We start from the raw sequence: 23197 nt of genomic DNA on the forward strand, positions 1-23197 counted from the left end.
CGAGCCCCCTTCACCTGGCCGTCCTCCCCATCCCATCAGCAGGTGCGCTTCCAGGCCCGGACGCGTCAGCACCACCGCCGTTCCGTCCAGATGCGCCAGCGTCACTGCGGACGTACGTCCTCCGGCCCGTCCCCAGTCGTGCACGGCGGAGACGGCGAGCGTGTAGCGCCCTGCCTCACGGCCTCGTCCGAAGAGGAGGTGCTGCACATCCAGCGCGAGCTCCGCGCCCATCAACCGCGCGCCCAGCACGTCCGAGACGAAGGCCTCCGTGTAGAGCGGACCCAACGTGCCCGTGAGGAAGCCTCCCGCCGGGTGATAGTCGGGGTTCGTCCGGTTGGAGTAGTGGCGCACCAGATGCGCCGACAGCAGGCTGTAGTCCTCCAGGGCTCCCAACCAGACACCCACGGGCGATTGGTCCGAGCCCAGCTTGAGGGCACGCAAGAGCTGGCCCCAGTCGGAGAGACTGTCCCAGTCCTCGCGCCGGAGATGGCCTGCGCCTCTTTCGCCGCCCCACAATCGCAACCGGATGGGAGCGCCCAGGCTGACGCCGAGCTCCGGGCCACCGTCGAGGATGAGCGTGGGCTCGACCTGGGCGAAGCCTTCATCCGCGCCTGTCCCTGCACGCGGCAGCAGCGCGAGGGTCGTCACCTCCAGCCGCGTCAGCGAATACACCGAGCGTTCAGCGCCCGGTGATTCCTCCGAGCCAGGCGGTGATGCAGCCCCTGCAAACACCGGCAGGAGCCCCAGCCACAGCACCACCCACCGGCGGCATTCCATCGCTCGCGACTCCTGGCTGCTTCCCCGAGTGGGAAGCAGCACCCGGTCATAGTCGTCGAGTCCGACAGAACCGCTGGCTCAGAACCCCATCGACAGCGCGACCTGCTCCGTGCGGTTCACGTCGTCCAGCACCTGCGCGAGCTTCTCGCGGACGGCCGCGGGGGCGTCCGACCCCAGGAACAGCCGCAGCGTCGGGGAGCCCGCGTCCACGGCGTCCACGATGGCCTTCGCCGCCTTCACGGGGTCCCCGGGCTGCGTGCCGGCGGACTGCGCCACCCAGGCGCGCATGGGCCCCAGCGACTCCGCGTAGGCCGCCAGCTCCGGCATCGGCCGGAATGATGGGCCCAGCAGCTTCGTGCGGAACATGCCCGGATCCACGATGAGCACCTTCACTCCGAATGGCGCGACCTCCTTCGCCAGCGACTCGGACAGGCCCTCCAGGGCGTGCTTCGCCGCGCTGTACGCACCCGCGCCCGGGTATGGGACCAGCCCGGACACGCTCGAGAGCTGCACGAGGGTGCCCGTCCTCCGCTCCCGCATGTGCGGCAGCACCGCTCGCGTCATCGCCACTGCTCCGAAGAACAGCGGCTCGAAGGCCGCTCGCAGCTCCGCGTCGCTCGTCTCCTCCACCGCCCCCAACAGCGTGTAGCCCGCGTTGTTCACCAACACGTCGATGGCACCGAAGCGCTTCAGCGCCGCCGTGATGGACTCCTGCACCTGCTCTGGCTTCGTCACGTCCAACTGGACCGCGAGCACCCGGTCCGGGGCCCTCGCCACCAGGTCCTCCAGCGTGCGCGGGTCTCGCGCCGTCGCGACCACGCGCTCCCCTCTCGCGATGACCTCCTCCACGATGTTGCGGCCAAACCCAGACGACGACCCCGTGACGAACCAGACCTTGCCCTGTGCGCTCATGACTGCCTCCGTGGCCCATGAAGTACGCCCCGGGCCTCCGCTCCGAAACGCGTCGTCTCTGGATGCACTTTGTAGCTACGCTAAGGAATGCGCGACGACCTCTCCGGCCTGATGGCGTTCCTCGCGGTGGCTCGCAGACGCAGCTTCACCGCCGCCGCGTCGGAGCTCGGGGTCACTCCCTCCGCGGTGAGCCAGAGCCTCCGGGCCTTGGAAGTACGCGTGGGCGTGCGGCTCCTCCAGCGCACCACCCGCAGCGTGGGACTCACCGAGGCCGGCTCGCGCTTCCTGTCGCGGCTCGAACCCGCGATGCACGGCGTGCAGGACGCCTTCGAGTCCCTGGGCGAGCTTCGCGACCGGCCCACGGGGCTGCTGCGCCTGACCCTGCCCCGCTACGGCTACCAGGAGGTGCTCGGCCCACGCCTGGCGGAGTTCCTCACCGCCCATCCCGACATCCGCGTGGACATCCATCTGGACGACGTGCTCGTCGACATCGTCCAGCAGGGCTTCGACGCGGGCTTCCGCATCGGTGAGCTCGTGAACCGCGAGATGATCGCCATCCCTGTGAGCGGCGACATCGTCATGCACGTGGTGGGCTCGCCGTCGTATGTCGCGGCGCGCGGCAAGCCGAAGCACCCTCGCGAGCTGCGCGACCACGACTGCATCAACTACCGCAGCCGGACCACCGGCGGGCTCCTCCGCTGGGCGCTGAGCGACGGCGGGAAGCGCATCGAGGTCGCCGTCGAGGGCCGCGTGGTGTTCGATGACGCGGAGCTGGTGCTGGACGCCGCCGTCGCCGGGCTGGGGCTCGCCTATGTCCCGGAGAGCCGCGTCCGGAAACTTCTCGCGGAGAAGCGGCTCGTGCGCGTGCTCGAACCGTATTCCGCCACCCTCCCCGGCTTCTTCCTCTACTACCCGAGCCGCGCCCAGGTGGCTCCCAAGCTCAAGGCGCTCATCGACTTCCTCAAGCTGAAGCGGCGGCGCTGAGCTACTTCGCGGGAGGAGGCTCCACGGGCAGCGACTTCGCTCGCTTCTCCACCGCGCGCAGCGTGTCCACCACCGCGTCGTTCTGCCCCACGCTGGCCAGGAACCCGGGGACGGAACCTCCGGGGTCCACCGTGAACTTGTAGACGACCCAGGACGTGCCCTCGCCCTTCGGCTCCACCTTCCAGCTGCCCTCGTTCAGCCGCAGGCGCACCACGTCCCGCCTGGCGGGGAACGCGTCCGGCTCCGCCTTCCAGCGCTGCTGGTACACGCCCGTCCCGTCCGGCGCGACCTTCGACTCCGTCACCACGTGGCAGATGTAGTCGCGCGAGGACACCACCGGCAGGTCCAGCCGCGTGTACGTCAGCCGCCCGCCGTCATCCGTGGGCCGCACCACCCGCGACTCCTTCACGTACGGCATGAAGAGCCGGTACGACGCCTGGTCCTCCAGCGCCGCCTGGATCTGCGCGGCGCTCGCCTTGAGCTCGCCTTCCGCCCAGATGTCCTTCGCCTTCGTCCCCGGACGAGGCCGGACCTTGATCACGAAGGGCTTCGTCGCCACCGTCTCCCATTCCTGCGCCCCCGCCACGCCCGCCGCCAGCACCACCGCCAGGGCCAGGCCCCACCGCCGAGTCATTCCCAACATGTGTCTGCCCTTCGGTTCCGCGCGCCGCCGGCCCTCGCGGCGCGTGCGTCACCTGTATCCCATCTTTCCGACACCCGGACGACCCGGGCCTGCCCGCGGGGCGACTCGGGCACACGGGCCGCTCGACTTTGCGTGCAAGCCTTGGCAAGCCTTGCTCCCATGGCTCCTCACTTCTCCGGTCCCCCGCCCGAACGCGGTCTGTTCTGCAACCGCACCCTCAACATGCGCGCCATCAAGGCCGTGGGCTACGACATGGACTACACGCTCATCCACTACCGCGTGGAAGCGTGGGAACGCCGCGCCTACGAATACATTCGCGACCGTCTGGTGGAGCAGGGCTGGCCCGTGGCCGACCTGACCTTCGACCCGATGCTCGCCATCCGCGGCCTCATCATCGACACCGCCAAGGGCAACCTCCTCAAGGCCAACCGCTTCGGCTTCGTGAAGAAGGCCCTCCACGGCAGCCGCCCCATGGACTTCGAGTCCCAGCGCGAGGCCTATACCCGGACCGTCATCGACCTGGCCGACCGGCGCTGGGTGTTCCTCAACACCCTGTTCTCCCTCTCCGAGGCCTGCATCTACGCGCAGCTCGTGGACCGCCTGGACGCCGGCCAGCTCCCCGGTCCCATGGGCTACGCGGACCTCTACGAGCACGTGCGCAAGAACCTGGACGCCACGCACATGCAGGGGCGCCTCAAGGCCGAAATCATCGCGGACCCCGAGCGCTACGTCATCGACGACCCGGAGACGCCGCTCGCGCTGCTGGACCAGAAGAACGCCGGCAAGAAGGTGCTGCTCATCACCAACAGCGAGTGGGCCTACACCGAGCCCATGATGCACTTCGCCTTCGACCGGCACCTGCCCGAGGGCATGACCTGGCGCCAGCTCTTCGACGTGGTCATCGTCAGCGCGCGCAAGCCCGAGTTCTTCACCACGCGCTCCACCCTCTTCGAGGTGGTGGAGGCCAACGGCGAGGCGCTGCTGCGGCCGCACTCCGGTCCGCTCGACAAGAACAAGCCCTACTTCGGCGGCAGCGCGCTGGAGCTGGAGCGGCACCTGGGCCTGTCTGGCGACGAAATCCTCTACGTGGGCGACCACATGTTCGGCGACGTGCACGTCAGCAAGAACGTGCTGCGCTGGCGCACCGCGCTCATCCTGCGCGAGCTGGAGGACGAGGTGCGCGCCATCGCCGCCTTCCGCGCCACCGAGGTGCGCATTGGCGAGCGCATGCTCAAGAAGGAGCGCCTGGAGGCGGAGAGCTGCCAGGTGCGCCTGGAGATCCAGCGCCGTCGCCACCATTACGGCCCCCGCTCGGACGTCGCGGAGGGAGAGCTGGTGGCGCGGCTCACGGAGCTGCGCGCGGAGCTGGAGGCGCTGGACGCGGAGCTGGGCCCCATGGCCCGCGCCGCCGGTGAGCTGTCCAACCCGCACTGGGGCCTGCTCACCCGCGCCGGCAACGACAAGAGCCACCTGGCGCGGCAGGTGGAGCGCTACGCGGACATCTACACGTCGCGCGTGAGCAACTTCCTCTTCGCCACGCCGTTCGTCTACCTGCGCAGCCCTCGCGGCAGCCTCCCGCACGACCCCAGCATCCCCGGCGGCACCCCGGTGTTCACCACCGGGGACGGCGCGGGCAGCGGCCCCGCGGAGTAGCGAAGAGCCCTCGCGGCGCCTCGCGACTACTGCGTGAGGCGCCAGAGGGCCTGCAGGTCCGCGGGCAGGTTGCTGGCCACCTTGTCCGCCTCGCCTTCGGATATCTGGTCCTGGAAGGCGCGCAACACCGCGCGGACCACCAGCTCCGCCTGGTCCACCGGCATCTGGAGGTCCTCCGCGACGGACGCGATCATCTCCTCGCGACCGAAGCGATGGGGGTGCCGGGGGCGCTCCTCCGGCGGAGGCAGGAACTCCACCAGCATTCGCGGCAGCTGGGATTCCAGATTCCGCGCCCCGTTGGGCATGAGCCGGCGCTCCAGCGCGCTCAGCACCGACACGGCGGCGGACTCCGCGAGCGCGGGAGGCAGGGCGCTCAAATCACAGACGTGGTGGATGAACGCCGCGTAGGTGGCGCGCAGGTGGGCTTCGTGCCGCCGCGCGTGGCGTTCCTGCTTCTCGGTTTCGGTTTCATGGGCCTGGGCCATGTGGGCACACCTTGGGCGAAGGGGGGACGGGACCTCCTGGAAGGTGGTCACCGGAACGCCCGTCATCGCCCGGCAGGCAGGCGGGCCCCACCCCCTTGTGCCCCACTCCCGCCCGGCCGCCGGGGGAATCCCCTGGAAATGCCAGGGGTTACTGAACATGTGTCCAGACCTCCGAATGGAGCGGGACCTGGCGACCCGGCGCGTGGACCGGCCATGTCAGACCCCTCCCGTAGAAATGATCGCGTGAGCCACTCGACCCCGCCATCGTCTCCGTCGCGAGTCCTGGAGCAGCGCAACCTCCTGGGAGGCCTGGACCTCCTGCCCGTGATGGGCCGGGGCAACCGCAAGCGCGCGCGTCAGTTCCACGTCCCCACGGAGCGCAAGCTCGGGTTCGCCGCCGCGCTGGCGCTGGTGGTGGAGCACGGACGGGAGAAGGCCCGGGAGACGGGCACCACGTCGATGACGCGCTGCCCGCGCTGCAACCACGTGGGCCCCACGGAGCAGGACTTCGGCTTCCGCATCATGAGCCAGGGCCAGCGCCGTCCGCAGTCCTGGTGCCGGGGCTGTCGCGGCCAGCACCTGGAGCCGGTGAACGCCTCCCAGCCTCGCCCCGAGGACGGCTGGCTGTTCCCGCCGGAGACGACCACGAAGCCCAAGGCGAAGGCGGGCAAGTCCAGCAAGCCCAAGGCGAAGAAGCGCGCCCGCCGCGACAACGAAGACCTCACCTGAGCACCGGCCGCGCCTGGCGGGATTCCCGCTTCCGGGAGACCGTCAGCCCGCGTGTCCCCTGTCATCCCGCGCCACCGGGCGCCCGCATCCCGACATGCTCCCGAGGCGGCCCCTGTCCCGCCCGTCGCCAGGGATGGCAACGCCCCGCATGGGTCCCTACCTCAGTTCCAAGGAGGACTTTCATGTCCGTGCGGACCCGAGTGGCAGGCATCAAGAACAAGCGACGCGTGGATCCCCATGCGGCCCAGCCGAGCGTACAGGCCAGCAAGGGGCGCAAGACGCTGGCCCATGACGACGCGGCGGCGCTGCTGCGGCAGAAGGAACTGAAGCGCGTGACGCTGGGCCCCGCCGCTGGCGACCACGGCCCCAAGCGCAACAACCGGGGCACGGGGCTTCGGGGGCGCAAGAAGGCGCCCAGCCAGATTCACATCAAGCGCGCGGGTGGTCCTCGCGAGCGCTCCCGGCTGCACGGGGGCTGAGGGCACACGCCCTCCGCTGAAATGACGACGCCCCGCGTGGGAGACGGAAAGGCCGTCTTCCACCGCGGGGCGCGGTGCGTCTGGGTGCTATCAGCGCCGGTCAGTAACCGACGTAGCCGCTGCCGTTGCTCAGGCCCTTGATGCCGGGGACGTCGGACACGGAGCCGTAGCGCTCGATGGAGTAGCGGACGCCGGCGATGATGTTGTCCACCGGGTTGCGGATGTTGTCGTGGCCGGGGAGCTTGTACGCGTCGAACGTCGGCTGGATGGTCTGCATCAGGCCGATGGACGGGGTGCCCTTCTGGGCGTTGGAGTCCCAGTTGTTGATGGCGTTCGGGTTCCCGCTGGACTCGTGCTGGATGATCTTCGCGATGTCCTGGGGGTTCATCTTGTCCGTCGGGACGCCGTTGGCCTTGAGGATGTCCATGGCCTGCTTGATCCAATCACCCACCTGGCCCGGGGGCACGTCACCCACCGGCTGCGCACCCTGCGTCTGCTGCGCGCCGCCCGTCAGGTCCGGCCCCTTGGACACGCCCTGCGCCTGGAACTCATCCTTGCTGCCCGGGATGTTGAGCTTCGCATCCGCGTAGATGAGGTCCTTGTTGGTGATGTTCGGGTTCGCCTTCACCAGCGAATCCACGTCCGTGTTGAAGCGCTTGGCCAGCGCGCCCAGCGTGTCGCCAGACTTGATCTTGTAGTCCATGGGGGAAGGACCTTCGCGATTGCCGAAAACGTGTATGCCTGATTCTCGGAGATTGATTCGCGGAGTTTCGCCTACATTTGCGGTTTTGTAGGCGCTTTCACGCAGAGTCAAGCCTGGAACCGACCTCCTGGAATCCTGCGGCGGGACTGTCGCCAGAACAGCCCCAGCAGGACGGCGAGTGTAGCCCCCAGGTCACCGGGATTCGCGGCGCACCCGCATTTGACGTCGGGCCGGTCCATGTCCGGTGTCAGCGGGTCGACGGTGGCCTCGCAGGGGGTGAAGCAGCGACAGTCGTCGTCGCCGTCCACCTCCAGCCGGGCGCACACGCCCTGCTCACCGCAGGCGGCGTCCTCCGTACAGGCCGCGCCGTAGGTCCCGGCCTGGAGCGCGGGCAGCAGGCACCGGGCAGGGGCGTCCCCGGCGCTGACGCACTGAAGGCCCGAGGGACAGTCCGCGTCGCTCGCGCAGGCCTCCTCACAGAGGGCGTCCAGGGGGAGCGTCTCCGTGGGCGCGGGAGGTGGGGCTCCCTCCAGGAAGGGGCGGACGAAGTCCTCCAGTGCGTCCACCCGCACCTGGACCGCCTCCGTCCGGCAGGCCACGTCACCGCTGACGGTGAGGCCCAGGAGCACCTCGTTCCCCGCCGGGCCCCCCAACACCGGGCCTCCGCTGTCCCCCACGCAGGTCATGGCCGGCGCGGGGCCAGCCTGGAAGGCGCTGCCGGTGACGCCCGTCACCTGGAGCAGGCCCTGGCGCCGCTGGCCCGAGGGTCGGGCCGCGTCCTTCGTGTCGCCGTAACCCACCGCCCGCACCGGGTCTCCCGGCGCCACCGGGGCGTCCCCCACCTGGGGGAGCCGGAAGGGCGGGACGTCCGTCACGGGCACCGCCAGCCGCAGGAGGGCGGCGTCCCAGGTGTGCGTGGCCGGGACGAACTCCGGGTGGGCCACCGCCCGGATGACCCGCACGAACCGCCCGCCGGGCCCGGGCTCCGGGAGCAGCGTGGGGCCCAGGAAGACCTCATAGGGGCCCGCCTCCCCGAAGACGGCCAGGCAGTGCGCCGCCGTCAGCACCACGTCCGGGGCGATGAGGGCGCCCGAGCAGAGGAGCACCGGCGCCTCCCCTCCGCAGCGGGTGCGCCGGGCCACCAGCGCCACCGCCGCCGTGTGCCCGGGGGCGTCCGTCCCCTGGACCAGGGCCTGGCCCGGGCCCCCGGCGGGTCCGGAGGGGTTGGGGTCCACAGGCCCGCAGGAGGGCAAGCAGCCAAGCATCAGGGAGGCCCCGAGCGCAACCACCCCCCGGGGTCGGCATCCTGTCCTGTCCCTAGCGGACGCGGTGGACCGTTTCGCCATGGGGCGCATCATAGGCAACAGGGGCCATGGGAATGGGGGGGTGCCCCGCGTTACCTTGCCCCTGGGGGACGTGAACCGGATAGAGTCCGTTGCACGTCTCCCTGCCCCGAGGGGCTGAAGGCTTGTCTGCCTGCCTTCTCCGCCGGAGGGGACTGCCACATTGAGTGGCCTGCCACATCTTCACGGGTGGTGGGTCTGCAACCCTTTTTGGAGGATGTTCACATCATTCGCGAACAGAGAAACAGCAGCCGGGGTCCCAACAGGGACCAGAGAACCAACCGCCGCATCCGCGCGCGGGAAGTCCGTGTCGTGGGCTCCGACGGTTCGCAGCTCGGAGTCATGACCATCGAGGCGGCGCTGGAAAAGGCCCGCTCCGAGTCGCTCGACCTGGTCGAAGTCAGCCCGATGGCGAAGCCGCCGGTCTGCAAGATCATGGACTACGGCAAGTTCAAGTACGAGGAGAAGAAGAAGGCCTCGGACGCGAAGCGCACGCAGGTGGTCATCCAGCTCAAGGAAGTGAAGCTCCGTCCCAAGACGGAGGAGCACGACTACGAGTTCAAGGTGCGCAACACCCGCCGGTTCATCGAAGAGGGCAACAAGGCCAAGGTCGTCATCCAGTTCCGCGGGCGTGAAATCACGCACAAGGAGTTGGGCAGCGCCATCCTCGATGACGTCATCAAGGACCTGAAGGACGTGGCCGTGGCGGAGCAGCTGCCGCGCATGGAAGGCCGGCAGATGTACATGATCCTGGCCCCCACGCCGAAGGTCGCTCAGAAGGCGCGTGAGCAGGCGCGGCAGGCCGCTGCGGCCGCTCGCAAGTCCCCGCCCCCTGGCACCGGCAAGAAGCCCCAGGCGCCGGGTGCTCCGGGTGCGGACGGTGCCTCCACGGCCCCGGTCGAATCCGACGGCGCCAGCGAGGCCGACGACGACACGACGGACGAAGCGCCGGACGCCGCGCCCGCGACGACGTAGTCGCACGCAGGCTCGCGTCTCCCCTCACCGGGAGACGCGCACACGGGCGGTGCCCCTTGGGATGCGTCCCGGGGAGACCGCCCGCGTTCGTTTTCGTGGTTCGCCCCGCTAGCCGGGCAGGGCCCGCGTGCGCCGGCGACGGCCCCACTCCATCAGGATGAACGTCACGCCCACCGCGAGCATCGCGCTGGCACCGCCACACCCGGCGGCCATCGCCTGCTGGGAGGGGCTCGTCATGGCGCTCGCCAGCACGCCGGGATCCTGCGGTGGCGGGGACGAAGACGGGCCTCCGGTGGCGGTGAATCGCTCGCCGTCCGCGTCTTCATCCGGAGCCTGCTTCGCCGCCACGGTCTGGGACTTGAGCGACGACGCGCTGGTGGAGAAGAAGGACAGCCGGTAGCTGGAGCCGGAGGACGGCTCGATGCCGAAGAAGCACACCAACTGCACGCCCGAGGGCAGCACGTCCGGCGCCGCCGGGTAGCCCGCGAAGCCAGACACCGACGCGAGCTCCTTGCCCGCGCCCGGCTTGCCGCTGGAGGACAGCGCGCGGACCCACAGCCGGTAGCCCGTGCCGTCGCTCCGGGGCTGGTTGTAGAAGAGATACAGGCTGCTGCCCGCGCGCACGAGCGCCGGCTGCGTGGCCCAGTCCCCGTCCTCCAGCACCTTCACCGCGGAGCCGAAGGCGTTGCCGTCGAAGCGGCGGTACAGCAGCCGTTCGGAGTTGTCCTTGTAGACCAGGTGCAGGCCGCCATTCCCGTCCGCCACCGCGCTCATCGCGGCTCCGTGGTAGATGCCGTCGGAGAAGGCGGTGCGCGTGGAGGACCAGCTGGACACGGACGCGCTGTCATCACGGATGCGGTAGTGCGTGGTGTCGTGCCCGTCGTGCGAGCTCCACAGCATCATCAGCCGGCTGCCCAGGCTGATGAGCCGCCCGCCCCCGCGCTTCGGCACGCCGTGCGCGAGCGCGGACTGGGTGCGGAAGGTGGAGCCGCCGTCGCTGCTCACGGAGACGACCAGCGTGTTGCTCGCGTCCTTCTCCCGGAAGAAGGCCTGCACCCAGAGCCGGCCCTTGGAGTCGCGCGCCAGCTCCGCGCGGTAGTACGCGGTGCTGGAGCTGGTGGAGTCGAAGACGCGCACGGGCGTGTCCGGGAGCCAGTGGTTCTTGGACGCGCTGTAGCGCCACCACTGGAAGTACACGTCGCGTGACGTGGAGCCGCTGATGCCCGCGCTGTCCGGCGTCTCCACCGCGTAGACGAGCGCCACGTCCTTGCCCACCACCACCAGGTCCGCGCGGTCGTAGGTGGAGCCGTCGTGGATGATGCCCTCCTGCTTCCAGGTGCTGCCGCCGTTGTCGCTGCGGAACATCCGCAGGCCGTGCCCGTCCTGTCCGCCCTGCTGCACCGCCGCGAGCAGCACGGATCCCTCGCTGCGGGACACGCGCACGATGTGCCGGTGCGCGGGCAGCGTCAGCGCGTTGCCTCCCCGCACCGGGATGGCCGAGGGCGGTGTCGCCGCCGTCATGCCCGCCAGCAGGAGCCCTGTGACCGCCGCCCAACCCATGCCCACCCCTTCCGTTGGATTCCCCGCCGGGAAACTGGTGGGGAGGGAGGGACGAAAGAAGGTGGGAAAAAGGGTCGCCGCCTGCCCGCCTGCCCTACGAAGGGGCGGCGGCGGTGTCGTGGGCTGGACGCTTCAGCCGCGCGCCGCGGCCCTGCCGCCGATGTGCTCGCCCGCGTCCGGACGCAGCCGGCGGAAGAGCGGCCCGGCCAGCGACGACACGAAGCCGATGGCAAGGAACGGCAGCAGGAAGCGGTCCGGCGTGAGGCGCACGTCACCGCCGCCGCGCGCCACGTGCAGCATCAGGCCGCCGAAGCTGATGCCCACGCTCAGCGCCATCTGCTGCGTCACCACCGCGACGGTGGAGGCGTTGCTCACCAACTCCTTGGGGAGGTCCGCGTAGGCCATCGTGTTGGTGGCGGTGAACTGCAGGGAGCGCATGAAGCCGCTGAACACCAGCGTGCCGATGATGAGCGGGATGGGCGTGGTGACGCCGAAGAAGGCGGGCACGGCCGTCACCGCGGCGGTGAGCAGGTTGGAGGCGATGAGCGTCTGACGGAAGCCCACGCGGCGGATGAGCGCGGGCGCCACCGGCTTGCACGCGAAGGCGCCCAGCCCCGTCCCGATGGTGACGAGCCCCGCCTCCAGCGGCCCCCAGCCCAGCGCCACCTGGAAGAGCAGCGGCAGGAGGAAGGGCGTCGCCCCCAGGCCGATGCGCACCAGCGCGCCGCCCATCATGCTGGCGCGGAAGGTGTCCACCTTGAACAGGCGCAGGTTGAGCACCGGGCGCGGCGTGCGCAGCGCGTGCCGCACGTAGGCCACCAGCGCCCCCACCGCCACCAGCGTGATGCCCGCCTGCACGGGCCACGGCACCAGGCCGATGCCCACCGTCTCCGCCGCGCCCATCAGCGCGGTGATGGCGACCACGGCGATGGCGAAGCCCTTCGTGTCGAAGGGGCCGGGGTCCGGCTGCTTCAACGGGGGCACGAAGCGCGCCACGGCCCACATGCCCAGCAGGCCCACCGGCACGTTGATGAAGAAGATCCACGGCCAGTCCGCGATGCCCAGGATGAGGCCCGCGAGCGGCGGTCCCAGCAGCGGCCCCACCAGCGCGGGCATGGTGAACCAGCTCATCGCGGACACCAGCTTCTCGCGCGGCGCCGAGTTCACGACGATGAGCCGGCCCACGGGCGTCATCAGCGCGCCGCCCAGGCCCTGGACCGTGCGGAAGACGACGAGCTGCGCGAGCGTCTGGGAGAAGCCGCACAGCACGGAGCCCGCGAGGAACACGACCATGGCGGTCATGAAGACGCGGCGCGGACCGAAGCGGTCGGCGATCCACCCGCTCGCGGGCGCGAGCACCGCCAGGGCCAGGATGTACGACGTCAGCGCGAGCTTGAGATGGACGGGGTCGGTGCCGAACGCCACGGACAGCGTGGGCAGCGCGGTGGACAGCGCCGTGGAGTCCAGGAACTCCATGAACAGCGCGCTGGCCACCGCGATGGATGCCAGCCGGGAGCCTCGGGTGGATGGGGTGCTGGGAGGCGCGGTGGAGGCAGTCGCGGTGACGGACACGTCCTTTTCTATGCGCATGCCACACCGCGCCTGTCACGCCCGTGTGAAGGCGCGGCCGTGACCGGCAGAAGCGCTCATACTCCCAGCGCGAAGCGGTGGGGCCCTCGCGTGAATCGGGCGCGGCACTCCGGCTGGAGGGCAGCCGAGCGGGCACCTCAACCCGGTTCCTCCAAACCTGTCCGACTGTCGGACAGCTTCGTGCGGAGCGTCCCCGACAGGGAGCCCCGCCCGTCCATCAGGGTTCCAGCGGCTCGTTGCGCGCGGCCTCGGCCAGGGTGCGGGCCTCTTCGCGCAGTTCGTCCAGGCGGACGCGGTGACGCTGGAGCAGCGCATCCACTTGTTCAACGCGGGACTTGTCCCCACGCGACTTCGCCTCTTGCCGCTCGCCTTCCAGCCGCGACACATCCCGCCCCAGCAGCGTGGCGACGTGCTCCGTCTTCTCCAGCCTCCAGCGCGCCGTCTGTGGCTTCTCCTCCTCGATGGGGTCGTTCTGCTGCGGCGGCGCGTTGGCCACCTCCGGCTCCGGCGGCACGTCTCCAGGCGAAGGCGGCACCACCGTGGCGTGGGGCGGCGCGGGGTCCGGCGTCCGCACCGGCACCGCGCGCTTCGGCGACACCTGGGCCGCCGTCACCGGGCCGGGGCCCGCATTCATCACCGGGGGCGTGGCAGCGGGAGCAGATGCCTCTCGCGACGGCCACAGCGCCACGGCAAGGAGAGCGGCCACCAGCACGCCCGCGCTCCCCAGCATCACCCGCTCACGGTTCCGCATCGTCCACTCCCCCTACAACCGAAGGCGCCAGCCGTCACCCTGGCGCTCCACCCGGAAGAGGAACGGCTCCGCGCGCTCCGTTCCTCCCTGCGACACCCGCGCCCGCACGACCACCGCGTTCGGGTCGCGGCCATCCACCTTCGCGTCGAGCACGTCCACCAGGCCCATGCCGTGCTCGCGCAGGTCCTTCACCGTCTCCTCGCACGGAGGCACGCCCTGCCCCGTCACCAGCATGGGGCCCAGCACCGCGCAGTCCCCGGACGGCAGGGCCTGGAAGAAGCGGCGCACCGCCGCCTCCCCGGCCTCCGCCTTGGAGGACGTCGTGGACGGACAACCGAGCGCGGCGAGCCACAGCCCCGCCGCCCCCACCGCGTGCCTCACCGCGCGTCGTCCCATCCGGCCTTCAGTAGCAGTTGGGCGCGAACAACTCGTCGTCCGACGCGGACACGAACTGATCATTGCACCAGGCGCTCGCCAGCACGTGGCCGTTGCGCACGCAGCCGTCGTGGTTGGTGGCGTCCAGCGTGTACTGCGTGTCGCCACCGCAGCCGCCGCCGCAGCGGCCGAAGCAGTTGCCCATCACCTTGGGGCGCGACCAGTGGTCCGGCTCGCCGCACACCCAGGTGCTGCCGTTCATGTAGTACTCGTCGCCGTTGCACGACGTGTGGTCACCCAGCTGTGCAATCTGCTGGTTGCGCGCGTTGTCGAAGCCGCCCTTGTCGCAGTCGTGCTTCGCGTACGAGTACCAGTTGTACGTACCGCCACAACTGCCCGTGTTCTTGCCGCCGCACTTCGCGTAGCTGCACAGCATCGTGTAGCCGCGGCCCTGCTCGCCCATCACCGTGCGCTTGAGCGCGACGCTCGTGGGCTGCTGCGCCCACAGGCCCACCGCGCGGCGCAGGTACATGGCCTCCGGCGCAGCCGCGTCACCCTGCGGCAGCCCCTGGTTCAGCGCCCCGTAGAACGCGCTCAGCACCTGGCGGTCCGCGTCCACCACCTGCGTGTCCTGCACGTTCGTGTCCGCGAAGCCGTCCAGCGTGGACACGCCCGACGCCGGGTCCATCAGCCCCGTCAGCGTCATGCCGTGCATGCGCACCTCCAGGCGGTACACCCCGGGCTCTACCTCGCGCGAGGCGAAGGACACCGTCTGCCCATCGTGTGCCCAGGTGCCCTCGGTCAGGCCTGTCCCGGAGCGGAGCGACAGCCCTTCCGGAGACGCCGGCGGCGCTTCCGTGCCCGCCCCACCACAGCCCCACAACAGCAACGCCGCGACCGCACCACCCAGTGCCTTGCGCATCCGTTTTCACCCTCCGGCCAGGACAGCTTCCAAGAATTCGAAGCGAGTGCCGGATTACCGGGCGACTGCACGGGGAACAAGGCGAGGTGCGTCAGCTGGGGCCTCCAAGCATCCAGCCTGTACCGGAGGACAGCCTGGCTGTTCACGGCGGACGGGCGCGGAGGGGCGGGGATGTGGCATGACGGGCCCGCGAAGCAGGTCGTTCCCCCAGTGGAGGAAGTCCCCTTGAAAATCCCCGCGCTCACCGTGGTGGCGGCGCTCGCCGCGACGGGTTGCTCCAACGGCAGCATCACGCAGAACCGTGAAGCCATGGCCCGCATCGCCTCCAACACGGCGAAGCCCCAGCTGGCGCCCATGAAGGGCTCGGAAGTGCTGGCCGGCACGCCGGACGCCTTCAAGGCCCTGTGCAAGGCGGACCTGGAGCGCGCGCAGGCGCAGGTGGCAGCGCTGAAGAAGCTGGATCCGAAGACGAACGGCCAGGGCGTCCTCAAGGCGTACGACGAAGCGCAGACGGCCATCCTCAACGCGGCCAACCGCTCCAGCCTCACGCATGAGGTGCACCCGGACGCCGCCATGCGCGACGCGTCCCGCGAGTGCGAGCAGCAGGTGGACGCGGCCAACGTGGCGCTGTCGCAGGACCGCGGCGTCTACGACGCGCTGTCGCTGGTGGACCTGTCCAAGGAGGACGCGGCCACGCACCACTGGATGGACCGCACGCTCCTGGACTTCCGCCGCGCGGGCGTGGACCGGGACGAGGCCACGCGCGCCAAGGTGAAGACGCTCAACGAGGAGATCCTCAAGCTGGGCCAGCAGTTCGGGCAGAACATCGCGGAGGACACGCGCAGCGTGGCCTTCACGACCAAGGACCTGGACGGGCTGCCGGAGGACTACAAGAAGGCGCACGCGCCCGGCGCGGACGGCAAGGTGGTCATCACCAGCAACTACCCGGACTACTTCCCGTTCATGACGTACGCGAAGAACGCGAAGGCGCGCGAGAAGCTCTGGCGCACCTACCGCCAGCGCGCGTTCCCCAAGAACCAGGCGGTGCTCGCGCAGCTCATCGAGAAGCGCAACGAGCTGGCCACGCTGCTGGGCTACGACACCTACGCGGCCTTCACGACCGAAACGCGCATGACGCGCACGCAGCAGGCCGCGGCGGACTTCATCGACCAGCTGGCGCAGGCCACGGAGGTTCGCGCGAAGAAGGAGATGGCGGACCTGCTGGCGCGCAAGAAGAAGGACGTGAAGGGCGCCACCGTGGTGGAGCCCTGGGACCAGGACTACTACGAGGACCGGCTGCGCGCGGAGAAGTTCGGGTTCGACTCGCAGGCGGTGCGGCCCTACCTGGAGTACGCGCGGGTGAAGGACGGCGTGATGGGCATCACCTCCAGCCTGTGGGGGGTGGCCTTCCAGCCGGTGAAGGACGCGAAGACGTGGCACACCGACGTGGAGGCGTATGACGTCGTGGACGGCGGCAAGCCGCTGGGCCGCATCTACCTGGACATGCACCCGCGCGACGACAAGTACAAGCACGCGGCGCAGTTCGACCTCGTCACGGGTGAGCTGGACAAGCGGCTGCCGGAGGCAGTGCTGGTGTGCAACTTCCCGCGCCCCGGCGACCTGATGACGCACGACGAGGTGGGGACGTTCTTCCACGAGTTCGGCCACCTGATGCACACCATCTTCTCCGGCCACCAGAAGTGGACGCCCATCTCCGGCATCTCCATGGAGCGTGACTTCGTGGAGACGCCGTCCATGCTGCTGCAGCAGTGGGCGGAGCAGCCGGAGGTGCTCAAGAGCTTCGCCAAGCACCACGAGTCCAACGAGCCCATCCCCGCGGAGCTGGTGGAGAAGCTGCGCGCGTCGAAGGAGTTCGGCCTGGGCCTGTACGCGCGCCGGCAGCTGTTCCTGTCCGCGGTCAGCCTCCAGTACTACTCGCGCGCGCCGGGCTTCGACACGTCCGCGGTGCTCTCCGAGCTGCAGAAGAAGCTGTCGCCCTTCCGCCACGAGTTCCGCGACGGCACCCACTTCGAGCTCGCCTTCGGGCACCTGGATGGGTACTCGGCCGCGTACTACACGTACCTCTGGTCCTCCGTCATCGCGAAGGACCTGGAGTCGAAGTTCCAGGAGAACGGCTACCTGGACCGCGACACGGCCATGCACTACCGCAAGACGGTGCTGGAGCCCGGCGGCTCCAAGCCCGCCGCGGAGCAGGTGAAGGACTTCCTCGGCCGGCCGTACGGCTTCGAGGCCTACCGCGCGTACCTCGACGGCTCCGCGAAGACGACGGGCACCGCGAAGGACGCGAAGTAGCGCTGCCTCATCCCCGGAAGCGGGCCGCGTCCTTCAAGCCCGCTTCCGGGAGTGCCGCGCCGCCTGACCCGCCCTCGAGGGCAGGAGTCGGCGCGCGGTGCCCTTCCGGTCCCCGGGCCCTGCCCGGTCGCGGAACTCCCCTTCCCTTTCAAGTCCCGTGCGCGTGCCCATCTCCATCCCGGGGACGGAGCCTGACGTCGGCCTGTCGTCACGCCGTGGATGGTGAGGGTCTTGCTTTGGAGCGCGCTCGCCGGGGCCCATTCGCGGCTCGGAGGAGGCGTGCGCGCGGTGACGGCCTGCGGTCGGAGATGGCGGAGGGTGGGCCTCGCGGCGGTGGCGGTGGTGCTGGCCACGGGCTGCAACGATTCCCTTCCCAAGGCGCGGGTGCTGCCAGGGCCGGACGCACCCGTGGATCCGCAGGACGCGCTGTGCCGCTCGGCGGCGCGAGACCCGGGCCGCGTCACGCTGCACCGCCTCAACCGCGCTGAGTACAACAACACCGTGCGCGACCTCTTGGGCGACACGGGCTCGCCCGCGAGCAGCTTCCCGCCGGACGACCACGGCTTCGGCTTCGACAACAACGCGGACGTGCTCAGCATGTCCCCGCTGCTGATGGAGAAGTACTCCCACGCGGCGGAGGCGCTGGTGGAGGCCGCGTGGACGCGAGGCGCGTTCAATGCGTGCGTGCTCGACCCCGCCCGACCGGAGGCGTGCGCGCGCGAGCTGCTCAAGCCCTTCGCGCGCAGGGCCTGGCGCAGGCCCGTCACCTCGGAAGAAGTCGAGCGGCTGGTCGCGTTCGTCGCGCTGGCCCGGCAGCAGGGCGACACTCCGGAGGTGGGCGTGAAGCTGGCGCTGCGCGCGGTGCTGGTGTCGCCGCACTTCCTCTTCCGCGTGGAGCTGGACCCCGCCCCCACGTCCACGGTGCCGCACACCGTGAGCGACCTGGAGCTGGCGAGCCGCCTGTCCTACTTCCTCTGGAGCAGCATGCCGGATGAAGCGCTGCTGCAAGCGGCGGAGAGCGGCCACCTGCACGAGCCGGAGGTGCTGGAGGCGCAGGTGCGGCGCATGCTGGCGGACCCCAAGGCCCGCGCGCTGGTGGACAATTTCGCGGGGCAGTGGCTCTACACGCGCGCGCTCGACTTCTCCCAGCCGGAGTCGCGCTACGGCTTCGACGAACCGCTGCGCGAGGCCATGCGCCAGGAGATGCAGCTCGTCTTCCAGGAGTTCGTCACCGGGGACCACCGCCTCAAGGACCTGCTGGACGCACCCTTCACCTACGTGAACGACCGGCTCGCTTCGCACTACGGTCTGCCCAAGCCCGGCACCCCCGCGATGACGCGCGTGGAGCTGAAGGACCACCCGGAGCGCGCGGGCTTGTTTGGCAAGGGCGCGTTGCTCACCGTCACCGCGAACCCGGACCGCACGTCGCCGGTGAAGCGCGGCGTCTGGGTGCTGGAGCAGCTGTTGTGCAAGGGGCCGCCACCGCCACCGCCCGACGCGGGCGGACTGGCCCCGGCGGTGGACCCCACGCTCAACATCAAGGCGCGCATGGCGCAGCACCGCGTGGACCCCACCTGCTCGAGCTGTCACACGCTGATGGATCCGCTGGGCTTCGGCATGGAGAACTTCGACCCGGTGGGCCGCTGGCGCACGAAGGAGGAAGGCGGCGCGGTGGTGGACCCCAGCGGCGAGCTGCCCGGGGGCAAGGCCTTCAACGGCGTGACGGAGATGCGCGCGGTGGTGAAGCAGGACCCGGACCTGTCCGCGTGCATGACGCGCCACCTGCTCACCTACGCGCTCGGACGCGGCGCGGAAGCAGAGGACCGCTGCACCGTGCGCGACATCTCCCAGCAGGCCGAAACCCGGGGCGGCCGGCTCACCGACTACATCCTCGCCATCGTCCGCAGCGACGCGTTCCTGCAACGGCGTGGCGAAGCGGAGGAACAAAAGCCATGAGCCGCACCCCTGCCCTCTCCCGCCGGACGCTCCTGCGCGGCATGGGCGCGCTGATGGCGCTGCCGCTCCTGGACGTCATGCGCCCGCGCACGGCCCGCGCCGCCACGCCGGCCCCGCGCCGCTTCGTGGCCTTCTACACGCCCTGCGGCATCCACATGCCCAAGTGGACGCCCGGTGGGGAGGGCGCGAACTACTCCCTGACGCCCACGCTCGCGTCGCTGGCGCCGGTGAAGGGGGACCTGCTGGTGCTGAGCGGCCTGGACAACCTGCCCGGCAAGCCAGACGGCGACGGCCACCACGCCGCCGCGACGTCCGCGTTCCTGTCCTGCGTGAAGGCGCGCAAGACGGAGGGCACCAACATCCGCACCGGCATCTCCATGGACCAGGTGATGGCGAACGCGTTGGGCAAGGCCACGCGCTACCCGTCGCTGGAGCTGGGCATCGACCAGGGCAAGGGCATTGGCAACTGCGACTCCGGCTACGCGTGCCCGTACGCGAACAACATCGCGTGGGCGGGGCCGTCCACGCCCGTGCCCAAGGAGACGAAGCCTCGCGCGGCCTTCGAGCGGCTCTTCGCGGACTTCGACCCGAACGTCACGCAGGCGGAGCTGGCGAAGCGCAAGGCGTACGGTCTGAGCATCATCGACGCCGTGCGCGACGACGCGAAATCGCTCCAGGGGAAGCTGGGCACCACGGACAAGCGCAAGCTGGATGAGTACTTCACCGGCGTGCGCGAGCTGGAGCTGCGCGTGAACGCGATGGACGGCACCGGCCCCACGTGCGGCGCCGCGGTGACGCCCGCCGACAGCGACGACGTGCGCGAGAAGACGAAGGCGATGCTGGACCTCATCGTGCTCGCGTTCCAGTGCGACCTGACCCGCACGTGCACCTTCATGCTGGGCAACGCGCGCAGCCAGCGCGTGTATTCGTTCCTGGGGCTGTCCGGCGAGCACCACACGTACTCGCACCACCAGCGGGTCCAGGCCAACTACGACGCGCTGGCGAAAATCGACAAGTGGGAGGTGGAGCAGTTCTCGTACCTCCTCCAGCGCATGAAGGGCGTGCAGGAGGAGGGCGGGACGTTGCTGGACCACAGCGCCGTGTACTTCTCCAGCGAGATTGCCGACGGCAACATGCACGAGCACAAGAACCTGCCCATCCTGCTCGCGGGCCGCGCGGGCGGCGCCATCGCTCCGGGCCGGCACATCCGCTATGGGGGGCAGCCGCTGGCGAACCTCTACATCACCCTGCTCGGCATGTTCGGCGTGGCCGCGACGTCCTTCGGCGACGACGGCACAGGGCCGCTCCCAGGCCTGGGGGCGTAGGGCAGGAAGGGGCTCGGGCCCCTCGGGGGCAGCCTGCCCGGTTCGGTTCTCCTGCACGCGGGGCCCAGGTGCGGAATGATTCCGCGCATGGCACCTCCTGTGTTCCGTCGCGGGCTCGCCGTGTTGCTGCTGGCCCCGTTGCTTGGCTGCGGTTCCAGCGCGAACGCGCAGCGGCCCGTCTCCGCCTCCACGCAGAAGGCCGCGGCCACCGCCGCCGCTCGCAAGGCCCCCACGGCCACGCCCGCGCCTACCGAGGGCACGCGCAAGCCGATGCCGACCGCCGCGGAGTTGAAGCGCGACATGGTGGCCGCGCACAACGAGGCGCGGTCGAAGGCCTCGCGTCCCACGCCGAAGCCGGCGCTGCCCGCGCTCACCTGGTCCGACGAGGCGGCGCGCAAGGCGGAGGCCTACGTGAAGGAGTGCCGCTTCGAGCACAACCCGGACCGGGGCACCTTCGGAGAGAACCTGGCCGCCGCGACGCCGGACACCTGGACCACCGCGCAGGTGGTGAAGGGCTGGGCGGACGAAGCCGCTGACTACGACTACGCCTCCGGCAAGTGCAAGACCGGGAAGATGTGCGGCCACTACACGCAGGTGGTGTGGCGCACCACGAAGGCGGTGGGCTGCGCGACGCGGCTGTGCACGAAGAACTCGCCCTTCGGCGGGAACGTGAAGACGTGGCAGCTCTGGGTGTGCAACTACGCGCCGCCGGGCAACTGGGTGGGCGAAAAGCCCTACTGAGCCGCGAGCGTGATGACCTCGATGCCGCTCGCCGTGCCCACGGCGAAGCGGCGGTTCGCGGCGTCCAGCGCGAAGTGCGGCGGGGGCGGCAGGTGGTGACGGATGCTGGCCAGCACCTTCCCTGTGTCCAGGTCCTCCCAGCGCTGCACGACGCGGCCGGTGGCGCGCGACACGAGCTTCGGGTGGCCGAAGAAGTCCACCACGTGCTCCGCGTCCACGACCATCAGCGGGCCCGCGGGCTCCTCCAGCTCCACCTCCGACAGCACCTTGCGCTCCGTGAGCGAGTACGTGCCCAGGTAGAAGGTGTCGCCGTCGCGGGACTCATCCACGCGGACGAAGACGAGCGTGTCCTTCACTCCAAAGGCGACGGACGTGAGGAAGATGCCGCCCTCCACGCCCTCCATCAGCGCGGCGCTGTCCAGCGACGCGGGCTCCTCCAGCGCGCGGGGCACGTCGAACACCGACGCCGCGTCCACCGGGTGCCAGATCCACCCCGCGCTCGCCAGGTAGCGCCCGTCCGGGCTGAACTGGAGCCGCGAGTGGAAGATGTCCGTCGGGGTGTTGTCGCGCTTCGTGAGGCGCTCGCCCGTGGCGGCGTCCTCCAGCTCCACCACGCAGTACGACTCCGGGCAGTGCGCCAGCAGCGTGCGTCCACTGGGGAGCGTGTGCAGGGCCACGGGATAGTCGTGGGTGTTCGCGTGGTAGAAGTCCCGCGTCAGCTGCCGGACCACCTCCGTGCCGTCGAGCAGCAGCCCCGTCGTCCCCAGCGACTCGTACAGCACGCTGTAGCGGCCGTCCGGGGACATCACCGCCCGGTCGAAGCGGTACGAGTAGCGCACATGCGGGTCGAAGGTGGTGCCATCCAGGTGGTAGCGCGTCAGCCCACCCACCGGGTCCACCAGCGCGTCGCCGCTCCAGCAGAGGGAGGACACGGCGCCCGGGGTCTTCAAGGTCTGTCTCTGGAAATCCATGGCGCCGGGGACGGGGGTGCCCGGCGCGGCCTGACGGCCCGCCCGGCTTCAGGCGGGGATCATCGTCAGCAGCTGCTGGGCCTTCGCGCGGAGCTCCTTGTCACCACCCTGGAGCACCTGCTGCGCGTGGTGGCGGGCCTTCGCCGGCTCCCCCAGGCGCAGCGCCAGCGCCAGGTTGAAGTGCGTGGTGGGGTCCTCGGGGTGCGCCTCCAGCACCGGCGCCAGGACGCTCGCGGCGAGCGCCGGGCCTTCCTGCGGCACGTGCTCCAGGTAGTGCACCGCCAGGTCGTTGGGCGCGCCCGTGTCCGAGGGCGCCCGCGCGACGGCCTCTTCCAGCAGCGTGCGCACCCGGCCGCGCTGGCCCGCGACGTCCAGCGCCCGCGCCAGCTGCCGGCGGGCCTCCACCGACTCGGGGTCGCGCTGGAGGACCTCCTCGAAGAGGGGCACGGCCTCCGTCAGCTTGCCGGCGAGCAGCGCGGCCATGGCGTGCAGGCCGATGAAGTTGGGGTTCTCCGGCGCCAGCTGGCGCAGCCGCAGCGCGGCGGCCAGGGCGTTCTGCGTGAGGCCCCCGAGCAGCGACAGGTTGAAGATTTCTTCCCAGAGGACCGCGTCGTCCGACGCCAGCGTCAGCGCGTCCCGCAGCTCCTGAAGCGCGAGCCCCAGGTCCCCCGTCTCCAGATACGCCCGCGAGCGCTCCCACTGCGCGCGGTAGGACTCCTTGACCATCGTGCCCCTCAACCCCGGAACATCTTGTGGAACAGCCGCATGAACATGCCCGACTTGGGCGCGGTCTCCGGGCGGCCGGACTGCTGCTGCTGCGCCTCCGACTGGAGGTCCAGCTTCATCTTCAGCTTCTTGAGGTCCGGGTCGATGGAAAAGGTGCTGAACTCATCGTTCCCTTCAAGGGCTGTCTGGATCTTCCGCGCGCGGGATTCGTCTTGGCTCATGTCGCGTCTCCTGACCGGACCCTGACCCTACCACGGGGTCCCCGCCCCTCCCCATCCTCGCTG

The 23197-nt window shown here is 70.3% G+C and carries 22 protein-coding genes and 1 pseudogene; 9 read left to right on the forward strand and 14 right to left on the reverse strand.

All coding sequences use genetic code 11. The annotated features are described in order from the left end of the window. Together D7Y15_RS32635 and D7Y15_RS32640 are read right to left on the reverse strand one after the other, a co-directional pair. Positions 1-777: pseudogene (locus D7Y15_RS32635) on the reverse strand (hypothetical protein); the annotation flags it as partial. Between the two features lie 78 nt (positions 778-855). Continuing rightward, on the reverse strand, positions 856-1689 hold the full coding sequence (locus D7Y15_RS32640) for an oxidoreductase (protein WP_120581385.1): 834 nt from the start codon (positions 1687-1689) through the stop codon (positions 856-858). Between the two features lie 87 nt (positions 1690-1776). On the opposite strand from D7Y15_RS32640, the gene D7Y15_RS32645 reads away from it, so the two are divergent. Then, positions 1777-2673, forward strand: a complete 897-nt coding sequence (locus D7Y15_RS32645; protein WP_121755023.1) for a LysR family transcriptional regulator — start codon at positions 1777-1779, stop codon at positions 2671-2673. Position 2674: 1 nt separating this feature from the next. Here D7Y15_RS32645 and D7Y15_RS32650 read toward each other — a convergent pair whose 3' ends face one another. Continuing rightward, on the reverse strand, positions 2675-3316 hold the full coding sequence (locus tag D7Y15_RS32650; RefSeq protein ID WP_121755024.1) for an SRPBCC family protein: 642 nt from the start codon (positions 3314-3316) through the stop codon (positions 2675-2677). 159 nt (positions 3317-3475) lie between these two features. On the opposite strand from D7Y15_RS32650, the gene D7Y15_RS32655 reads away from it, so the two are divergent. Then, on the forward strand, positions 3476-4969 hold the full coding sequence (locus tag D7Y15_RS32655) for an HAD-IG family 5'-nucleotidase (protein ID WP_121755025.1): 1494 nt from the start codon (positions 3476-3478) through the stop codon (positions 4967-4969). 26 nt (positions 4970-4995) lie between these two features. On the opposite strand, the gene D7Y15_RS32660 is transcribed toward D7Y15_RS32655, so the two are convergent. Continuing rightward, positions 4996-5454, reverse strand: coding sequence for a DUF2267 domain-containing protein (locus D7Y15_RS32660; protein WP_120597815.1), 459 nt, complete (start codon positions 5452-5454; stop codon positions 4996-4998). Between the two features lie 213 nt (positions 5455-5667). On the opposite strand from D7Y15_RS32660, the gene D7Y15_RS32665 reads away from it, so the two are divergent. Together D7Y15_RS32665 and D7Y15_RS32670 are read left to right on the forward strand one after the other, a co-directional pair. Then, on the forward strand, positions 5668-6183 hold the full coding sequence (locus D7Y15_RS32665) for a hypothetical protein (protein WP_120579736.1): 516 nt from the start codon (positions 5668-5670) through the stop codon (positions 6181-6183). Positions 6184-6365: 182 nt separating this feature from the next. Further along, positions 6366-6662 carry a hypothetical protein gene (locus D7Y15_RS32670; protein WP_120566963.1) on the forward strand — a complete coding sequence of 99 codons (297 nt, stop codon included), beginning with the start codon at positions 6366-6368 and terminating at the stop codon, positions 6660-6662. A gap of 100 nt (positions 6663-6762) precedes the next feature. Here the strand turns inward: D7Y15_RS32670 and D7Y15_RS46030 are convergent, their stop codons facing one another. Together D7Y15_RS46030 and D7Y15_RS32680 are read right to left on the reverse strand one after the other, a co-directional pair. Next, complete coding sequence (locus tag D7Y15_RS46030) at positions 6763-7365, reverse strand: transglycosylase SLT domain-containing protein (RefSeq protein ID WP_120597818.1); 603 nt, start codon at positions 7363-7365, stop codon at positions 6763-6765. A 107-nt stretch (positions 7366-7472) separates the two neighbouring features. Further along, on the reverse strand, positions 7473-8630 hold the full coding sequence (locus tag D7Y15_RS32680) for a trypsin-like serine protease (protein WP_121755034.1): 1158 nt from the start codon (positions 8628-8630) through the stop codon (positions 7473-7475). Between the two features lie 303 nt (positions 8631-8933). On the opposite strand from D7Y15_RS32680, the gene infC reads away from it, so the two are divergent. Then, positions 8934-9683, forward strand: coding sequence for a translation initiation factor IF-3 (gene infC / locus D7Y15_RS32685; RefSeq protein WP_120579749.1), 750 nt, complete (start codon positions 8934-8936; stop codon positions 9681-9683). Between the two features lie 108 nt (positions 9684-9791). Here the strand turns inward: infC and D7Y15_RS32690 are convergent, their stop codons facing one another. From D7Y15_RS32690 to D7Y15_RS32710, 5 genes are all read right to left on the reverse strand, one after another. Then, positions 9792-11243 (reverse strand): hypothetical protein, encoded by a 1452-nt coding sequence (locus D7Y15_RS32690; RefSeq protein ID WP_121755027.1) that lies wholly within the window; start codon positions 11241-11243, stop codon positions 9792-9794. A gap of 132 nt (positions 11244-11375) precedes the next feature. Further along, positions 11376-12833 carry a DHA2 family efflux MFS transporter permease subunit gene (locus tag D7Y15_RS32695; protein WP_217276148.1) on the reverse strand — a complete coding sequence of 486 codons (1458 nt, stop codon included), beginning with the start codon at positions 12831-12833 and terminating at the stop codon, positions 11376-11378. A 217-nt stretch (positions 12834-13050) separates the two neighbouring features. Further along, the gene (locus tag D7Y15_RS32700) at positions 13051-13584 is read right to left on the reverse strand and encodes a hypothetical protein (protein ID WP_121755029.1); all 534 of its coding nucleotides are present in this window, start codon (positions 13582-13584) and stop codon (positions 13051-13053) included. Between the two features lie 12 nt (positions 13585-13596). Continuing rightward, entirely contained in the window at positions 13597-13980 is a 384-nt protein-coding gene (locus D7Y15_RS32705; RefSeq protein WP_121755030.1) for a hypothetical protein, read from the reverse strand. A 7-nt stretch (positions 13981-13987) separates the two neighbouring features. Then, complete coding sequence (locus D7Y15_RS32710; RefSeq protein ID WP_120579742.1) at positions 13988-14881, reverse strand: hypothetical protein; 894 nt, start codon at positions 14879-14881, stop codon at positions 13988-13990. Positions 14882-15052: 171 nt separating this feature from the next. Between D7Y15_RS32710 and D7Y15_RS32715 the strand changes: the two genes are divergently transcribed. The 4 genes from D7Y15_RS32715 to D7Y15_RS32730 all read left to right on the forward strand — a co-directional run bounded on the left by D7Y15_RS32715 (position 15053) and on the right by D7Y15_RS32730 (position 21216). Continuing rightward, on the forward strand, positions 15053-17194 hold the full coding sequence (locus tag D7Y15_RS32715) for a M3 family metallopeptidase (protein ID WP_199746007.1): 2142 nt from the start codon (positions 15053-15055) through the stop codon (positions 17192-17194). A 318-nt stretch (positions 17195-17512) separates the two neighbouring features. Beyond that, positions 17513-19150 carry a DUF1592 domain-containing protein gene (locus D7Y15_RS32720; protein ID WP_233605176.1) on the forward strand — a complete coding sequence of 546 codons (1638 nt, stop codon included), beginning with the start codon at positions 17513-17515 and terminating at the stop codon, positions 19148-19150. Next, complete coding sequence (locus tag D7Y15_RS32725) at positions 19147-20475, forward strand: DUF1552 domain-containing protein (RefSeq protein ID WP_121755031.1); 1329 nt, start codon at positions 19147-19149, stop codon at positions 20473-20475. Before D7Y15_RS32720 ends, D7Y15_RS32725 begins: the two co-directional genes overlap by 4 nt. An 87-nt stretch (positions 20476-20562) precedes the next feature. Next, positions 20563-21216, forward strand: a complete 654-nt coding sequence (locus D7Y15_RS32730) for a CAP domain-containing protein (RefSeq protein WP_233605177.1) — start codon at positions 20563-20565, stop codon at positions 21214-21216. On the opposite strand, the gene D7Y15_RS32735 is transcribed toward D7Y15_RS32730, so the two are convergent. From D7Y15_RS32735 to D7Y15_RS32745, 3 genes are all read right to left on the reverse strand, one after another. Then, the gene (locus D7Y15_RS32735) at positions 21210-22166 is read right to left on the reverse strand and encodes a hypothetical protein (protein ID WP_233605178.1); all 957 of its coding nucleotides are present in this window, start codon (positions 22164-22166) and stop codon (positions 21210-21212) included. The two genes, D7Y15_RS32730 and D7Y15_RS32735, sit on opposite strands and share 7 nt — an antisense overlap. Before the next feature lie 69 nt (positions 22167-22235). Beyond that, positions 22236-22913 (reverse strand): lipopolysaccharide assembly protein LapB, encoded by a 678-nt coding sequence (locus D7Y15_RS32740; RefSeq protein ID WP_120579747.1) that lies wholly within the window; start codon positions 22911-22913, stop codon positions 22236-22238. An 8-nt stretch (positions 22914-22921) separates the two neighbouring features. Further along, on the reverse strand, positions 22922-23134 hold the full coding sequence (locus D7Y15_RS32745; protein ID WP_120566951.1) for a hypothetical protein: 213 nt from the start codon (positions 23132-23134) through the stop codon (positions 22922-22924). Positions 23135-23197: the final 63 nt, after the last annotated feature.

The organism is Corallococcus sp. AB030 (assembly GCF_003668965.1).
Lineage (GTDB): Bacteria > Myxococcota > Myxococcia > Myxococcales > Myxococcaceae > Corallococcus > Corallococcus exiguus.

Bases quoted from the DNA above. Each gene is read 5' to 3' on its own strand.
- D7Y15_RS32640 (WP_120581385.1), bottom strand. From the start codon at position 1,689: ATGAGCGCACAGGGCAAGGTCTGGTTCGTCACGGGGTCGTCGTCTGGG.
- D7Y15_RS32645 (WP_121755023.1), top strand. From the start codon at position 1,777: ATGCGCGACGACCTCTCCGGCCTGATGGCGTTCCTCGCGGTGGCTCGC.
- D7Y15_RS32650 (WP_121755024.1), bottom strand. From the start codon at position 3,316: ATGTTGGGAATGACTCGGCGGTGGGGCCTGGCCCTGGCGGTGGTGCTG.
- D7Y15_RS32655 (WP_121755025.1), top strand. From the start codon at position 3,476: ATGGCTCCTCACTTCTCCGGTCCCCCGCCCGAACGCGGTCTGTTCTGC.
- D7Y15_RS32660 (WP_120597815.1), bottom strand. From the start codon at position 5,454: ATGGCCCAGGCCCATGAAACCGAAACCGAGAAGCAGGAACGCCACGCG.
- D7Y15_RS32665 (WP_120579736.1), top strand. From the start codon at position 5,668: ATGTCAGACCCCTCCCGTAGAAATGATCGCGTGAGCCACTCGACCCCG.
- D7Y15_RS32670 (WP_120566963.1), top strand. From the start codon at position 6,366: ATGTCCGTGCGGACCCGAGTGGCAGGCATCAAGAACAAGCGACGCGTG.
- D7Y15_RS46030 (WP_120597818.1), bottom strand. From the start codon at position 7,365: ATGGACTACAAGATCAAGTCTGGCGACACGCTGGGCGCGCTGGCCAAG.
- D7Y15_RS32680 (WP_121755034.1), bottom strand. From the start codon at position 8,630: ATGCTTGGCTGCTTGCCCTCCTGCGGGCCTGTGGACCCCAACCCCTCC.
- D7Y15_RS32690 (WP_121755027.1), bottom strand. From the start codon at position 11,243: ATGGGTTGGGCGGCGGTCACAGGGCTCCTGCTGGCGGGCATGACGGCG.
- D7Y15_RS32695 (WP_217276148.1), bottom strand. From the start codon at position 12,833: ATGCGCATAGAAAAGGACGTGTCCGTCACCGCGACTGCCTCCACCGCG.
- D7Y15_RS32700 (WP_121755029.1), bottom strand. From the start codon at position 13,584: ATGCGGAACCGTGAGCGGGTGATGCTGGGGAGCGCGGGCGTGCTGGTG.
- D7Y15_RS32705 (WP_121755030.1), bottom strand. From the start codon at position 13,980: ATGGGACGACGCGCGGTGAGGCACGCGGTGGGGGCGGCGGGGCTGTGG.
- D7Y15_RS32710 (WP_120579742.1), bottom strand. From the start codon at position 14,881: ATGCGCAAGGCACTGGGTGGTGCGGTCGCGGCGTTGCTGTTGTGGGGC.
- D7Y15_RS32715 (WP_199746007.1), top strand. From the start codon at position 15,053: ATGTGGCATGACGGGCCCGCGAAGCAGGTCGTTCCCCCAGTGGAGGAA.
- D7Y15_RS32725 (WP_121755031.1), top strand. From the start codon at position 19,147: ATGAGCCGCACCCCTGCCCTCTCCCGCCGGACGCTCCTGCGCGGCATG.
- D7Y15_RS32730 (WP_233605177.1), top strand. From the start codon at position 20,563: ATGGCACCTCCTGTGTTCCGTCGCGGGCTCGCCGTGTTGCTGCTGGCC.
- D7Y15_RS32740 (WP_120579747.1), bottom strand. From the start codon at position 22,913: ATGGTCAAGGAGTCCTACCGCGCGCAGTGGGAGCGCTCGCGGGCGTAT.
- D7Y15_RS32745 (WP_120566951.1), bottom strand. From the start codon at position 23,134: ATGAGCCAAGACGAATCCCGCGCGCGGAAGATCCAGACAGCCCTTGAA.